Source organism: Floridaenema aerugineum BLCC-F46 (assembly GCF_041929345.1).
Taxonomy (GTDB): Bacteria; Cyanobacteriota; Cyanobacteriia; order Cyanobacteriales; family Aerosakkonemataceae; genus Floridanema; species Floridanema aerugineum.
Map to the genome: position 1 here is coordinate 1 of NZ_JBHFNQ010000084.1, position 14,276 is coordinate 14,276.

Genomic DNA, 14,276 nt, shown 5'->3' on the forward strand with positions numbered 1-14,276 from the left:
CTGACGCACCTTACAGATGATAACTAGTTGGTAGGGTGCGTCAGACTGTACAATTTGGGCAAGCCACAGGAATTGTTAGTTCTGACGCACCTTACAGATGATAACTAGTTGGTAGGGTGCGTCAGACTGTACAATTCGGGCAAGCCACAGGAATTGTTAGTTCTGACGCACCCTACGGATGATAACTTTCATTAATTCTCCAATAACTATCTTCATTTAGATTTTTCTTACCACCAGGAATATCAGAACCAACGACATAAAAATCTTGAGGATAAATCCAATGCGTGTCCAATGGGCCGTGTATTTGAATTCCAGTCATCACTGCATAATTAAATATAGAACTGTCTAAAGAACTTAAGAGTCGATCGACATCTTGAGAAATAATCTGACCAGCTAATTTAGTGATTTCTACCAAATCGGGTTTATCACCATACTTGATTGTCGAAAGAATTTTTTGCCGGATAATTGATTGTTCAATATCCTGCATATCGGTCATTAGCGGAACATAACCAGATTGTAGTTCTTTAACTATTGCTTCTAGCGCCCCACAAGCATGGGAAGCTTTTTGAATACCGTCTCGGTAAACTTTGCCAATTTCACCATTTCGGGAAATAGCAATGTGGGGCATTGCATAAAAGGTAAATCGCCTTATGCCATCAACGATCGGAGTGTGGTCTGTTGCTGCGGCTAAACCTGTTTTCCCCATCATTACAAAGCCTGCTAAACTGCAACAATTGAACGTTTTTCCCCAATATTTAATCACTTCATCAATTAAAATATCGGTGATTTCGTCCCGACAAATTGCCACCATTCCGATTGTTTTACCCTTATCAAAACCGTAAGCATTTAGAGTTTTGTAAGTGTTTTTAATGTAGTCTGACATTGGCAAACTGCCGGGAAAATGAGTTTGCAGTGTTTCGTAAAAAACTGGATTACTGCTGGGTGCATATCCATCGATCGCTTGAAAAATTTCATCCCGCAGCTTATCAAAGTAATTAAAGTCCATTGTTAAATTTTGGATTACTAAAGTTCGTTTTTTACTTCCTTTCAAGCATTGAGAATTCTTAGCCAAATATTCTGTCTACCAATCATTAATGCCAGCACCTCCGGTAATCCATTGCTGTAAATCCCGTTCTGATTTTGCTGCGTTAAACAGGTGTAAACCAAAATCTTGCGATAAGTCTTCACACACTTTAATGCCTCTAACGCTATTCCCTTTTGCATCTAACAGAGGTGAAAAAGTCCCAATGCCGAGTTTTCCCGGAACAACTGCGGTAATCCCACCGCCAACACCGCTTTTGGCAGGCATTCCGACTCGATAACACCATTCACCAGATGCGTCATACATCCCACAGGTGAGCATGACACTGATTACATCTTGCACATAACGTTCATCGATCGCTCTTTCCCCCGTAACAGGATTCACGCCGCCATTCCCCAAAGTTGCCGCCAGCATTGCCAAATCCTTCGCGTTCACCAGAATCGAACATTGCTGAAAATAAAGATCTAAGGTTTCATCAATTTTGTCGCTAATCATACCGAAATTTCGCATCAGGTATGCCATTGCCCGATTGCGAAAGCCTGTTGCCTTTTCTGATAAAAAAACGGGAACATTGATGTCATGCTCCCGCCCAGTGTAGCGTTTAAACATTTCCAGCAGTCGTTTCAGGCGTTCAGTGCCATTTTCACCTTCAATTAAGTCAGCTGTTGCGATCGCTCCAGCATTTACCATTGGGTTGTAGGGACGGTTGGTGGCTTCATCTAGCACAATGGAATTAAATGCTTCCCCTGTAGGTTCCACGCTGACTTTGCTATTGACATACTCGCGCCCGTGATCCTCCAGTGCTAAACCAAAGACAAAAGCTTTAGAAATTGATTGAATCGTAAATAGCTTGTCACAATCTCCGACTTCAAACACCTGTCCGTCTTTTGTTACCACACAGATGCCAAACCATTCTGGCTTTGCCAATGCTAGTTCAGGAATATAATCAGCAACAGCACCGTCATTGAGCTTACGATACTTTTGGTACAAGTCTGTCAAATAATTCCGAAAAGGTGAAGTGACGGCTGTAATCGAACTAGCCAGGGATTGTAAATCTCCAAAGTTAGACATGATGCTCACCCCTCAACAATTTGCTGCGCTACCTTACGAAACTCTTGACTCAACTGGTGTTCTGGGTACTTCACACAAAACACACCTTCACTCGCTAGTTGAACCACATCTTCCGAAAGCCCAAAGACTCCAGCAACTTTCTCCTGGTAAGTTTCCTCAACTTTCTGTTTCAACGCTTCTGGGTTGAGCTTGCTATGGACTTTATTAATAGCCAGTAGCATTTTGCGAACCTTTAATTGCCGTGCCACATCGACGGTAACAGCAGTTCCCTGATAGTCTTGTTTGTCGGGACGCAAAATCAAGATAAGAAAATGGGAAATAGCGATCGACAAAAACGTTTCTTTTGACAATCCAGGGTGAGTATCAATAAACAAATAATCCAATTGCAGCGTCTTAACTAAGCTACGAAACCCATCATTCATCAGCCTGACATCATAGCCATCTTTGAGAATCCGGGCAATATCATCGGGTTTCACACTAGAGGGAATTAGATAGAGCTTACCCGATTGAGTTAACCCAACATTACCGCTGACATCATAAGCTGCTTCTTCAATGGGAATATCACCCCAGAGGTAATTATTCAGAGTTTTGCTCATCTGTTCAGGTTCTAAGCAAAACAAATTATGAATACCAGGCGAGGGAACATCTGTATCTACCACACCAACTCGATTACCTTGTAAAGCAACAGTTGTTGCTAAGTTAGCAGTAAAGTTGGACTTACCTGTACCACCCCGATAAGAGTGGATAGAAACAACTTTGGGCATCTTCGAGTCAATACTAAAATTACAAAAATTGCTCGATCGAGACTGAATATATTAGCCATGATTTTTTCCCGATCGGGCTGGCAAATATTTTCAGTAAAAATTATAGATTCTAGGATAAGAGAAGCTCTATAGAAAGTCAAATGTTTGCCGCAAGTGTCTATTGTTACTTGATGACGGAATTGCCATCTATGTTTAACCAATTGACTAAATCATCTAAACTGGAAAAGTCTATTTGGGTATCGATTAAAGAGAAATTAAATAGTTTAAACTTCCAAGTTTTAACTTTTATTTTGGTAAGAAACAGACCAAAAATCAAATAATTAATTGCTACTTTTTTCTTGACTGAAAACAAAAGTCGGAAGCTGACTACACTTGTTCTAGACCACTCTGGCTTAGAGGGCAGCAAAATTTTCCCTGCCAAAATAAACTATCTCAATTGCTCAAAATATGAGCAATCCTTGGTAGGATGATTTCTTGGAGCAACAATCGGAAAACCTAAATTAATTATGAGTCATACGACCGATGGCATAGCCCCTCATGGTGGTCATCTAATCAATCGCATTGCTACAGCACAGGAAAAAGCAGAATTTCTCGCCCAAGCTGATGTTTTACCCCGCGTCCAACTCGACGAACGTAGCTATAGTGACCTCGTAATGATTGCCATTGGTGGCTTTAGTCCCCTGAATGGTTTCATGCAGCAAGCAGACTACGAACAAGTCGTCACTGATATGCGCTTGGTAAATGGACTACCTTGGTCAATTCCTGTTACCTTGTCGGTGACAGAAGAAGTCGCAGAACCTTTAAAAGAAGGAAATTGGGTGCGTTTGGACGATCCTAATGGGCGGTTTGTGGGTGTATTGGAATTAACCCAAAAATATCGCTACAACAAAGCCCATGAAGCTATTAATGTTTATCGCACTGACGATATTAAACACCCAGGCGTACAAGTTGTATATAACCAAGGGGCAATAAATTTAGCTGGCCCTGTTTGGCTATTACAACGCGATGCCCATCCTAATTTTCCCAAATACCAAATTGACCCAGCAGAATCTCGCAAACTGTTTAAAGAAAAGGGTTGGAAAACTATAGTTGGTTTCCAAACTCGTAACCCAATCCATCGTGCTCATGAGTATATTCAAAAATGTGCTTTGGAAGTAGTTGATGGGTTGTTCTTGCATCCTTTGGTAGGCGCAACTAAAGAAGATGATATTCCGGCTGATGTGCGGATGCGCTGTTATGAGATTATGCTGGAACATTATTTCCCCAAAGACCGCGTGATTTTGGCAATTAATCCGTCTTCGATGCGTTATGCTGGGCCAAGGGAAGCAATTTTTCACGCCTTAGTTCGGAAAAACTATGGCTGTACTCACTTCATTGTGGGACGAGATCATGCTGGTGTGGGTGATTATTACGGCACTTATGATGCTCAGTATATCTTTGATGAGTTTGAGCCAGGGGAGTTGGGCATTGTGCCAATGAAGTTTGAACACGCTTTTTACTGCACTGTGACTCAAGGTATGGCAACGACGAAAACGAGTCCGAGTACGCCAGAACAGCGGGTTCATCTTTCAGGAACTAAAGTGCGGGAGTTGCTGCGTCGGGGTGAACTTCCACCACCCGAATTTTCCCGTCCAGAGGTAGCAGCTGAATTGGCAAAGGCAATGCGAGTGCCAGTAGAAGCTTAATTGTTTGTTGGGTAGTTGGTAATGGGTAGTTGGTAGTGGGTACAATACTTTTTAATTAAAGAGTTGAATATTTAACCTTTTCCCATTACCAATTACCAATTACCAATTACCAACTACCAACTAATGTCGTTGCGTCTAACAATTTAAATAACTAACAACATGATGAAGCGCAGGACTTTTTTGCAAAAATCTGGTATAATGTTGGCTGCGTTGGGCTTGAGTCAGGCTGGATTGTCGTTGTTGAGCGATCGCTACTATCAAGCTTTAGCACAGTCTAGTCCTCGCAAGTTGGCTTTGCTAGTTGGGATTAATCAATATTTATTCGGTACTCCACTAACAGGTTGTGTGACTGATGTGGAACTGCAACGGGAACTTTTAATTCACCGTTTCGGTTTTCATCCCAGCGATATCCTGACTATTACAGATTTACAAGCAACTCGACAAAATATTGAAACCGCTTTTTTGGAACATCTCACCAAGCAGGTAAAACCAGGTGATGTGGTGGTTTTTCACTTTAGCGGTTATGGTAGCCGTTTCGGAAAAGCAACATTACCAGAAAGCAGCAATTTAGGAGAACAAAAGAATCAGAAAGAATGGACGGTAACTAATTTGTTATTGCCTGTTGATGGGATTATTCAAATTAAAAACCAATCTGTGGTTAATGCTTTGACGGAAGATACTTTGTGGTTGTTGTTGCGATCGCTCTCAACTAACTTAGTAACTTCGGTTTTAGATACTAGTTATACTGACGGTGGGATTATTTTACAAGGCAATCTGCGCGTTAGGTCTAGACCATCAATTATTACAGGAGAAATTACCGCTGAAGAGTTGGCTTTGCAAGACCAACTTAAACAAAATTCCCAAATCATTAGCCCAGATCCTGGTATTGTTTTAGTCGCGGCGAAACCAGAACAAGTGGCGACGGAAGGGCAAATAGATGGTTTTAGTAGTGGATTTTTTACTTATGCTTTAACTCAGCACCTTTGGCAAGCAACTCCCGCTACTACTGTCCAAATTAGCTTAAATCGAGTGGCGGGAACTGTTGAACAATTAGTCGGAAATAAACAACAACCGCAAATTTGTAGCCAAAGTAATCCTCAACAAAAGTTACTCACTTATCATGTTTTATCTCCAGAAATGCTAAGTGCTGATGGTGTAGTAATGGCGGTGGAGGAAAATGGGAAAACTGCTCAATTGTGGTTGGCGGGATTACCTGCAAAAGTGCTGCAATATAGCCTTAATTCTTTGTTTACTACTGTAACACCAACGAATTCGACTAATCAAAATACGCCTCCTTTGCAACTAGCTATTCGTTCTCATGAAGGTTTAAAAGCTAAGGCACGGGTTAATTCTTCTAATCTTAATGATATTAGTCAACTGCAAGTGGGGCAATTAGTACAAGAAGCTGTGCGAGTGCTGCCTCATAATATTAGTTTGACTGTGGCATTAGATAGTTGTTTAGCAAGAATTGAAAGAGTAGATGCTACTAGTGCTTTTTCGGGGATTCCTCATGTAACATCAGTAGTAGCAGGAGAACAGTCTGTTGATTGTTTGTTAGGTCGAGTTTCTACTACTGAGTCACTTTTGGCCCTTGCAGAGTCGGATTCACTAGGAGGAATATCTGCACCATTACCTAAGAGTAGCTATGGTTTATTTTCTCCCGGTTTGTCACCAATTCCTAATACTTCTGGAGAAGCAGGAGAAGCTGTAAAAACAGCTGTTAATCGTTTGGTGCCAAAATTGCAAACTTTGTTGGCGGCGAAGTTGTTGCGCTTAACTGCAAATGAGGGTTCTTCGCGGTTGGGAGTACAAGCTATTTTAGAAACGATCGCACCCAGCGAACAAGTCTTAATGCAACGCAGTACAGTTAGGGCACCTTGGCCTACTCCTAAAGTTAGTCTATCATCAACTGCACCAAAAGAAGCGATCGTTAAATTGCCAATTAGCAGTTCAATTCAGTACAAAATACATAATTATGGCGATGCGCCAATTTACTTTATTTTATTGGGAATAGATGCTAATGGTTGTCCGATCGCTCTGCTTCCTACTAGATCCACAACTAACCTGAATGAACAAGGTAGCAAATCTTTTGCTACTCAAGTAATTACTCCCGGTGAAACTACTATTATTCCCTCAAATAATAGCCCTTTTAAATGGTTTGTCCAAGGGCCTCCCGGTGTGGTAGAAATTCAATTAATCTTCAGTCGTGCGCCTTTTTCCCAAACTTTAGAAACTTGGGAAAATGCCAAAATTTCTGCTTTGGGTCGTTTAACTACTTTAGCAAATCCTTTAGAAGTGGTTCGGTCTATTTTAAATGATTTACATCAAGCTAGCGGTAATCTGACGGAAGCGATCGCCACACCTCCAGATACCTGGGTTTTAGATGTGAATAATTGGGCAACTCTCAGCTTTATTTACCAAATAGTTTAAGAAGATGAAAAATCATCTGTTTCTGGCTAAATTAACCCTTTTAGGAATGGCCCTGTTTACTGTTGATGCAACTGCACAACCAAAACCGCAGTTAGTTACACTAACAGTGTCAACTGGGCAAATTATCGCCCAAAAGTTGTCGCCTCTGGAACGTCGAGAACTGCAAATATTACGACAAGAAAGGCAAAAATTTCAGCAAGAAACCCAAATTCGCAATTTAGTTCAAACAGAAGTCGATCGCGCTTTTAATCGCACAACCACTTTAATTACTATTCTCCTCTTTGTAATAATTTTATTTCCTTTAGCTATGGCGCTGGGACTTTGGTTGTTGCGTCGTAGTATAATTAATCAGTTAGTTAGTGAAATTAAACAAGAATTACCAACAGAAGTAACAAAGCAAACTGCTGCTTTTAAACAGGAAATGGCACAATTGCAGCGAGAATATATTACTTATTTCTCGCAATTACAAACTGGGGCAAATTCTGCTCCTGATGTTGCAGATAACTATGTTACTGAAACCTCGGAAAATCAGCAATTTGTTAATTCTGGAATTAAGGATTTTCTTCCCGGAGAAACTCAAATTTTAATGGCACAAGATCAATATGAAATCTCTAACTTAACTCACAATGAGCCAACTGTAGCACCAGAATTAGATCCTAACCAAACTGAAGTTTTGACTGTTGAAGATTATTTAAGTTTAGGTAATAGTTATTTGGCAAGAAGTCGTTATCAAGAGGCGATAGACGCTTACAATGCTGCCTTGAAAATAGAGCGCAATTTGCCAGAAGTTAGATATCAAAATGCTAAAGCTTATGCTTTGAGAGGTAGTATCAATCCCGCTATTGGTAATTTGCAATGGGCGATCGATCTCGCTCCCCAATACAAACAAATTGCCCAAACCGATCCAGCATTTGATTACATCCGCAACGATCAGCAGTTTCAACAACTAGTTAATGATTAACAAAACTTCCCTCTACATAAAGTTCTTAGTAACGAGTTCAGTAGTTTGATATTCAGGGGATTTATTTGCGATCCAAATAAACATCATTTACTGTAGAGACGTTTCATGAAACGTCTCCACATCTGGGAAAATTCAAACAACATTAAAACAAAATCCGCGCCCCAAATTGTAAAGAATTAGTTGTGAAACTATCACCTTCAACCCGTTCGTCACCTCGCTCAAAATCTTGTCCACTGATACCAAGTAATCGATATCCCGCAAAAACATTAACATTATCAGTTAGTTGGTAGGCAATACCTACTTTAAATTGATAAGCAAAAGCGGTGTTTGAACCGGAAAATCTTGGTGTATTAACCTGCACAATATCCTCAGCTGAGAACGTAGCAGCACCTAAACCTCCACCAATGTAAGGTCGAATCCTCCTAGTTAAAGGGATATCATAATAAGCATTCAGCATATAGGCAAAAGTTTGAAAATAACCGCCTATCCTGGTAGAAGTTCCATTCTCCAACTCTATTTCCTTCGCATCATTTCTTCCATAAGTAAATTCTGCTTCAACGCGGAAATCCCGTAACTTATAACCTAAAGCTCCACTAACACTAAATCCTGTATCAGTTTTAATTGTGCTAGGTGCTGTTACAGAGGAAACAGTGTCAATATTATATCCAAACATCAGTCCTGGGGTGATAGAAATATAAAATCCGCGATCGGGAATTATTGTTTGTTTGGTTGCTTGACTGAAAAATACTGGTTGATTTTGCGTATTAGGTAATGATTGAGCCTCAGTACCACTTAAATCCTGAGCTTGAGTAGAATTAGCTTTTAATTCCCTTGCAGTAGCTCCGCTGAGGTTGAGTTTTGGTACTTCAGTTATTCTCTGCTTTCTCTGTTGGAAATCTTCTTGATTTTGCTCTTGAATAACACTGAAATTTGCTAAATCTATGAAGTAAAATGACGGATTGATAGCTTCTAAACTTTGAATATTAATGCTATTTTCTTCTGCCTGAACTGCTGGTATTCTTATCAAAGTGGGAACAACTAAAGAGGTAGTTATTCCCAGTAATAAGTTGTAGTAAAATTTCTGCTTCAAGTTAAACATCCTCACTACTATAACTACACCAAGCCGAATATATATCAGTAAATATTCCCTTGTCAATACCCAAAGCAGTTTTTCAGCATTTTAAATTTGTTGAAAAGCTGTTGATGATTAAAGGATAAAATTTTATTTATTTACCAATGCTAAAAACCTATTTTTTATGAAAAATTAATCAAAAAAATTATTTTTGCTGATTCTCAATAATCGCCAAACAAACTCTACATCTATTCGTCACTGCGGAATGATTTTAGGCAAAAGTTACAATAAATTCAAATATCCTGATAATATTTAAAGTTTATCCATAAATTTTAAATATTTGTCTAAATTTTGTATATTGGCAACCTAATTACTTCAATTATAGGTGATACTTTTAAGGTAAATACAGTTACGAATAGTCAGCAAAAGATAAATATCCGGGTATCAAATATTCTCTTCAGTTTACTTGGTGATAACCTTTGTCAGGAGGTGTTACTGATGAAAATAGAACGACCAAATGCAAATTCGCCCACCCCTGAAGAATTACAAGACTTAGCAAGACTTAAAAAAGCTATTGAGCAAGTAACTGCTAATGGCAAAGTCAGTAAGGCAGAGTGCGAGAGAATTAAAGGAATCATGTGGGCAGATGGCAAAATTACCCCTGAAGAATTGGAGTTATGCCGCACGATGATTTACAACAAAATTACCGCAGGCGAACTGGAGTGGGAGTATTAGGGTGTGGGGAGGGGGTAGGGGGTAGGGGGTAGGGGGTAGGGAAAAACTCCGAGAGCTCCCTTGGCACCCCTGCACCCCTGCTAATTTACTCCCATTCGATCGTTCCAGGTGGTTTAGAAGTAATATCGTAAACTACTCGATTAACTCCGGGAACTTCATTGACAATGCGGTTAGAAATCAGTTCTAACAAATCGTAGGGTACTCGCGCCCAGTCTGCTGTCATGCCATCTTCGCTTTTCACGAAACGGAGGACGATCGGATAAGCATAAGTCCGTTGATCGCCCATTACACCAACGCTACGAATGGGTAGGAGAACAGCAAAAGCTTGCCATAACTCGCTGTACATTTCGTGACGGTTGATTTCTTGACGCACGATTAAATCGGCATCGCGGAGAATATCTAACCTTTCGTCGGTAACTTCGCCTAAAATGCGAATAGCGAGTCCGGGGCCAGGGAAAGGATGTCTTTGGACAATTTCTTCTGGTAAACCGATCGATCTTCCCACTTTCCGCACTTCATCTTTAAACAGTTTCCGCAGCGGTTCAATTAACTTAAATCGTAAATCTTTCGGTAAACCGCCGACGTTGTGGTGACTCTTAATTTTCACTGCTACCCGTTCCCCAGTTTTGGGATCGACGTTAGTATCAGCAGATTCAATCACATCTGGATAAAGTGTACCTTGGGCGAGATAATCAAACGGTCCAAGTCTTTTTGATTCTTCTTCAAATACCCGAATAAATTCGTGTCCAATGCGACGGCGTTTTTCTTCGGGATCAGTTACTCCGGCAATAGCTTGTAAAAAGCGATCGCGTGCGTTAACATACTCTACCGGAATATGAAATTGTTCGTGAAACAATTTTACCAACCGTTCTGGCTCATACTTCCGCATAAAGCCTTGGTCGATAAACATACAAGTTAGCTGATCCCCGATCGCTTTATGCAGCAAGAAAGCTAAAGTTGAAGAATCCACACCGCCCGAAAGCGCCAATAATACTCGTTTATCGCCAACTTTTGCCCGAATTTCCCGCACAGATTGTTCTACAAAAGCCGCAGTTGTCCAGGTTGGTTCGCAGTCGCAAATGTGATAGACAAAGTTACGAATTAAAGCTAAACCGCAAACTGAGTGAACTACTTCTGGGTGAAATTGTACACCGTAGAGTTTTTTCTGGTGATCAGCGATCGCCGCTACGGGAGTATTCGCCGTGTGTGCCAAAATTTCAAACCCTTCTGGCAAAGCGGTGCAAGAATCTCCGTGACTCATCCACATTGTCGAACCATCTTCCACATTGGTCAACAAATCTGTGGGATCGTCGATCACTAGTGATGCTTTGCCATACTCACCTCGTTCGGCGCGTTTCACTTCGCCGCCTAGTTGCTGCACCATTAACTGCATTCCGTAGCAAACTCCTAAAATCGGAATGCCTAACTCCCAAATTCCTTGGTTACAATGGGGTGCGCCCGGGTCATAAACTGAATTAGGGCCACCAGAAAGAATGATCCCTTTGGGATTGAGTTGTTTAAGTTGTTCGGCACTAGTGCGATAGGAAAGAACTTCAGAATAAACTTGAGTTTCGCGAATCCGGCGAGCAATTAACTCGGAGTATTGAGAGCCAAAGTCCAAAATCACGATTATTTGGCGGTTCAGTTCACCCAAAGATTGGGGAGAAAGCGGTTGAGATGTCTGTACTGTCACTGATAAATCCAAAAAGTTAAAGATAGAGTGTCAAGAAGGGAAAAGGTTAAAGGTTACAAGGTTAAAGGTTTGAATCTAACTTTACCCATTCGCCTTTTCCCCTTCCCCTTGTACAAAGCTAAAAGTTTGTCTTCTTAGATCTTTGTGAAAAATTCCTAAAAACGTATATAGATTTTACAAGCTTGAGTCAGAAAATTACATCTTACCTAATATCTTATAGGTATTCTCACCAATTTAACACAGTTGATTGAGTAGCTTAGTACCAATTTTACTTTTAACGATTATTTGGCGTTGGCGATCGAACAAAACCGAACCCACACTCACTTGCTGTTGAATCTGATTATATATGTAATTTTGGCAGCGATCGTCAATTGCTTGAGCAATGGACTCATAAACCTGTTCTACCCAATTACTGCCATTTTCCCCATCACTAGCCCGCAGATAATTTAAAGCTGCATCAGCAGTTGACTGAGCAAAAACCCTCTGTAATACTGGAGTCGGTAAACCAATCTTGGCACAATGCGCCGTAAAAATCTCTTGTCTCCCATCAGCGAGGTGATGGTGAGTGTGAAAAATTCCCCCTGCCAGCTTCATCAGTTTACCATGATAGCCAAACAGCAAAATTTCCCTCAACCCTTGTGTTCCCGCTTCTACCAGCATTGGCCCTAACCAATTGGCAGTTTTTACCAATCTTTCTGGTGAAATGCCCAGCTTCAAAGCAAAGTTTAAACCATTTTCTCCAATGCAGAAAACGAGCACAGGTGAGTTATTGAGTTGTTTGATTTTTTCTTTGAGTTCTTCGAGGGAGATGTCTAGTTGACCGGAGGCACTCAGGGGTTGTGAAATTCCGCTGGTGCCGAGTAGAGAGAGTCCTTCGACGACTCCGAAAGCAGCGTTAGAGGTGCGATCGGCTAATTGTCTTCCCTCTGGCAAAATAATCGTAACCGTAATTCGCTCCTCTGGTGTCAGCAACCGCGCCAAATTCCCTTGTAACAGTTGCCTTGCATAAGCATAAATCGCCGCCTTTCCCTGCGCCTCAACTATTCTCCCAATTCCTTCTCCACCCTTCAAAGTAATTTGCTCCTCTGCACTGGGGTTAGGGGTTAGGGGGTAGGGGTTAGAGAAGAGTTCCCTTGCACCCCTGCTTAACTCTACTAGCGCCCAAATAGGAGTATTGCGTGTGAGATCGAGGTTATCTCCAGGATCGCTGCGAGTAATGGCTAAGGCTGTGGTTTCATTGATCCCGCTGACTTGTTCGATCGCAATTTCCACAGTTCGATCGGGATTAATTAAATCTACCATTACAGATGCGATCATCTCAGGCGCTGCGTTGGGCGCAATCGCTTGGCGTTGTTTTAACCATTGCAAAGCGGCGAGCGCACTGGCAGTAGCAAAAACTGGTAACGTATAGCCAGAACGGGGTTTCTCGGTCAAGTCTCTAACCTCAGCTGGCTGGGAAGTGTGCTAGGAGGTCTTTGCCGTCAATGATGGTGGCAGTGAAGACGAAATTGCGATCGGCTAGATAGCGGGGATCTGACTTAACGATCGCCATAAACTCCCGATGTCCCTGTTTCGTCCTACCTACCTGACAGCCTGCACTCCATTTTCCGACATCTGAATGAGGGTTGTCACCTCCCCAATGTTGGTTAATGGCGAATACACCTGAGTCTATCGGTTCACCAGCATCACGGGTGCCATTACGATTTGCATCACGATGGACAGTTACGGGATTGCATTGCACCAGAGCCTCATGGCGGCTAGCGTGTCCGTGCATTCCGACGCGCCATGACGTGTATTGCCCAAATGCGATAATTGCCGCACCTTTGGGGTTCATGGGATTTTTTACATAGTACTTACCGGGGTTAGTCGTCGCTTCCCAACAGCCGATCATTACAGGCTTACCATCTTTGAACTCAATCACAGTGCGAAGGTCGTTCCAGACATTGAGGGCATTGTTATTGAGCGTTCCGTCTGGGTTCATGCCTTCTATGTAGACAATATTCTTTTGTCCAGGTTCTCTGTCAATTCTGTAACCCTTCTTCTGGCAGTAGGCAATGATTTTCTCTACTAAAGTCTTGGGCTTGCTCGGGGCGGCTGCGAGTTTAGAGCCTTGAATTTGGACGTGCTCACCATAGATAAACCAAACTTGCTTATCCTGGAATGGAGATTTCAGCAGAACTCGGACGTGGTGAGAGTCTGCCAGCGCTATCTGAGTTACCTGCAACTGTGTCCCAGCTTTGACACTGATTTTTTCGTTGGCTAACAGCTTGGTGGAAGGAAACGAGCAGTTCTTAAACACGGTGTCAGAAGCTACCGTCAGACTAAACTCACCCTGTTCTGTCTGATCGTCCTTGAGTCCGAGTGCTTCTAGAAAGTACAGAATTGCCGCACAACCTGGATCGGTATCATAAGTCTTGGTATGATTAGTTCCAGACCAAACAAACGGTGTAATTCCCTGGTCATCTTTGCCCTTGAAGTCGTTGAATTTATCGAATGCGAGTAAGCGAGCGGCGGAATTGGCTGATATTTGGTCAGCTTGAATCGCACTCAGCTTGCGCGTGACTTGCTCTAAGAATTGGCTAGAACCATCGAAGTGCGTCAATGCGTGCAAGATGCCTACCCAGTACCAAGGTATGTTGGGATAGTAGCACTCAATCTTTTCGTAAAAGCCGCGATCGTAACACAGCTTCTCAGCAATTTTCTCTAGATCTGGCAATAAATTTGATTGGATCTTACAATTTTGCCACAGTTCCGTATATTTGTCCAGAATACTGACAGTATTAGTCATTTTTGCCTTTCTCTTGCAACTCTATCAATCAATTA

Annotated in this window: 12 protein-coding genes; 4 read left to right on the top strand and 8 right to left on the bottom strand. The window is 41.7% G+C overall.

The genetic code is table 11. The features are described from left to right. Window positions 1-172: 172 nt before the first annotated feature. From ACE1CC_RS10330 to ACE1CC_RS10345, 4 genes are all read right to left on the bottom strand, one after another. Window positions 173-1,006: a hypothetical protein gene (locus ACE1CC_RS10330; RefSeq protein WP_413270379.1), complete on the bottom strand. Its 834-nt coding sequence runs from the start codon at window positions 1,004-1,006 to the stop codon at window positions 173-175. 75 nt (window positions 1,007-1,081) lie between these two features. Next, window positions 1,082-2,113, bottom strand: coding sequence for a glutaminase A (gene glsA / locus ACE1CC_RS10335; RefSeq protein ID WP_413270380.1), 1,032 nt, complete (start codon window positions 2,111-2,113; stop codon window positions 1,082-1,084). A 5-nt stretch (window positions 2,114-2,118) separates the two neighbouring features. Continuing rightward, window positions 2,119-2,877, bottom strand: coding sequence for a MinD/ParA family ATP-binding protein (locus ACE1CC_RS10340; RefSeq protein WP_413270381.1), 759 nt, complete (start codon window positions 2,875-2,877; stop codon window positions 2,119-2,121). 163 nt (window positions 2,878-3,040) lie between these two features. Beyond that, window positions 3,041-3,283 (bottom strand): hypothetical protein, encoded by a 243-nt coding sequence (locus ACE1CC_RS10345; protein WP_413270382.1) that lies wholly within the window; start codon window positions 3,281-3,283, stop codon window positions 3,041-3,043. 100 nt (window positions 3,284-3,383) lie between these two features. Here ACE1CC_RS10345 and sat point away from each other — a divergent pair, with 100 nt between their 5' ends. The 3 genes from sat (at window position 3,384) to ACE1CC_RS10360 (ending at window position 7,953) form a co-directional block, all read left to right on the top strand. Next, window positions 3,384-4,562 (top strand): sulfate adenylyltransferase, encoded by a 1,179-nt coding sequence (gene sat, locus ACE1CC_RS10350; protein WP_413270383.1) that lies wholly within the window; start codon window positions 3,384-3,386, stop codon window positions 4,560-4,562. A gap of 159 nt (window positions 4,563-4,721) precedes the next feature. Continuing rightward, a complete protein-coding gene (locus ACE1CC_RS10355; protein WP_413270384.1) occupies window positions 4,722-6,992 on the top strand; it encodes a caspase family protein in 2,271 nt (756 codons plus the stop codon). 4 nt (window positions 6,993-6,996) lie between these two features. Beyond that, window positions 6,997-7,953, top strand: coding sequence for a TPR end-of-group domain-containing protein (locus ACE1CC_RS10360; RefSeq protein ID WP_413270385.1), 957 nt, complete (start codon window positions 6,997-6,999; stop codon window positions 7,951-7,953). A gap of 142 nt (window positions 7,954-8,095) precedes the next feature. Here the strand turns inward: ACE1CC_RS10360 and ACE1CC_RS10365 are convergent, their stop codons facing one another. Then, window positions 8,096-9,043 carry an outer membrane protein gene (locus ACE1CC_RS10365; protein ID WP_413270386.1) on the bottom strand — a complete coding sequence of 316 codons (948 nt, stop codon included), beginning with the start codon at window positions 9,041-9,043 and terminating at the stop codon, window positions 8,096-8,098. Between the two features lie 480 nt (window positions 9,044-9,523). On the opposite strand from ACE1CC_RS10365, the gene ACE1CC_RS10370 reads away from it, so the two are divergent. Continuing rightward, the gene (locus ACE1CC_RS10370) at window positions 9,524-9,760 is read left to right on the top strand and encodes a hypothetical protein (RefSeq protein ID WP_413270387.1); all 237 of its coding nucleotides are present in this window, start codon (window positions 9,524-9,526) and stop codon (window positions 9,758-9,760) included. 85 nt (window positions 9,761-9,845) lie between these two features. Here the strand turns inward: ACE1CC_RS10370 and guaA are convergent, their stop codons facing one another. The 3 genes from guaA to ACE1CC_RS10385 all read right to left on the bottom strand — a co-directional run bounded on the left by guaA (window position 9,846) and on the right by ACE1CC_RS10385 (window position 14,241). Then, the gene (guaA, locus tag ACE1CC_RS10375) at window positions 9,846-11,453 is read right to left on the bottom strand and encodes a glutamine-hydrolyzing GMP synthase (protein ID WP_413270388.1); all 1,608 of its coding nucleotides are present in this window, start codon (window positions 11,451-11,453) and stop codon (window positions 9,846-9,848) included. A gap of 234 nt (window positions 11,454-11,687) precedes the next feature. Beyond that, entirely contained in the window at window positions 11,688-12,887 is a 1,200-nt protein-coding gene (gene cbiD / locus ACE1CC_RS10380; RefSeq protein WP_413270389.1) for a cobalt-precorrin-5B (C(1))-methyltransferase CbiD, read from the bottom strand. Between the two features lie 10 nt (window positions 12,888-12,897). Continuing rightward, complete coding sequence (locus ACE1CC_RS10385; protein WP_413270390.1) at window positions 12,898-14,241, bottom strand: hypothetical protein; 1,344 nt, start codon at window positions 14,239-14,241, stop codon at window positions 12,898-12,900. Window positions 14,242-14,276: the final 35 nt, after the last annotated feature.

Coding starts and splice junctions, on each gene's coding strand:
- ACE1CC_RS10330 (WP_413270379.1), bottom strand. CDS start 1,006: ATGGACTTTAATTACTTTGATAAGCTGCGGGATGAAATTTTTCAAGCG.
- glsA (WP_413270380.1), bottom strand. CDS start 2,113: ATGTCTAACTTTGGAGATTTACAATCCCTGGCTAGTTCGATTACAGCC.
- ACE1CC_RS10340 (WP_413270381.1), bottom strand. CDS start 2,877: ATGCCCAAAGTTGTTTCTATCCACTCTTATCGGGGTGGTACAGGTAAG.
- sat (WP_413270383.1), top strand. CDS start 3,384: ATGAGTCATACGACCGATGGCATAGCCCCTCATGGTGGTCATCTAATC.
- ACE1CC_RS10355 (WP_413270384.1), top strand. CDS start 4,722: ATGATGAAGCGCAGGACTTTTTTGCAAAAATCTGGTATAATGTTGGCT.
- ACE1CC_RS10360 (WP_413270385.1), top strand. CDS start 6,997: ATGAAAAATCATCTGTTTCTGGCTAAATTAACCCTTTTAGGAATGGCC.
- ACE1CC_RS10370 (WP_413270387.1), top strand. CDS start 9,524: ATGAAAATAGAACGACCAAATGCAAATTCGCCCACCCCTGAAGAATTA.
- ACE1CC_RS10385 (WP_413270390.1), bottom strand. CDS start 14,241: ATGACTAATACTGTCAGTATTCTGGACAAATATACGGAACTGTGGCAA.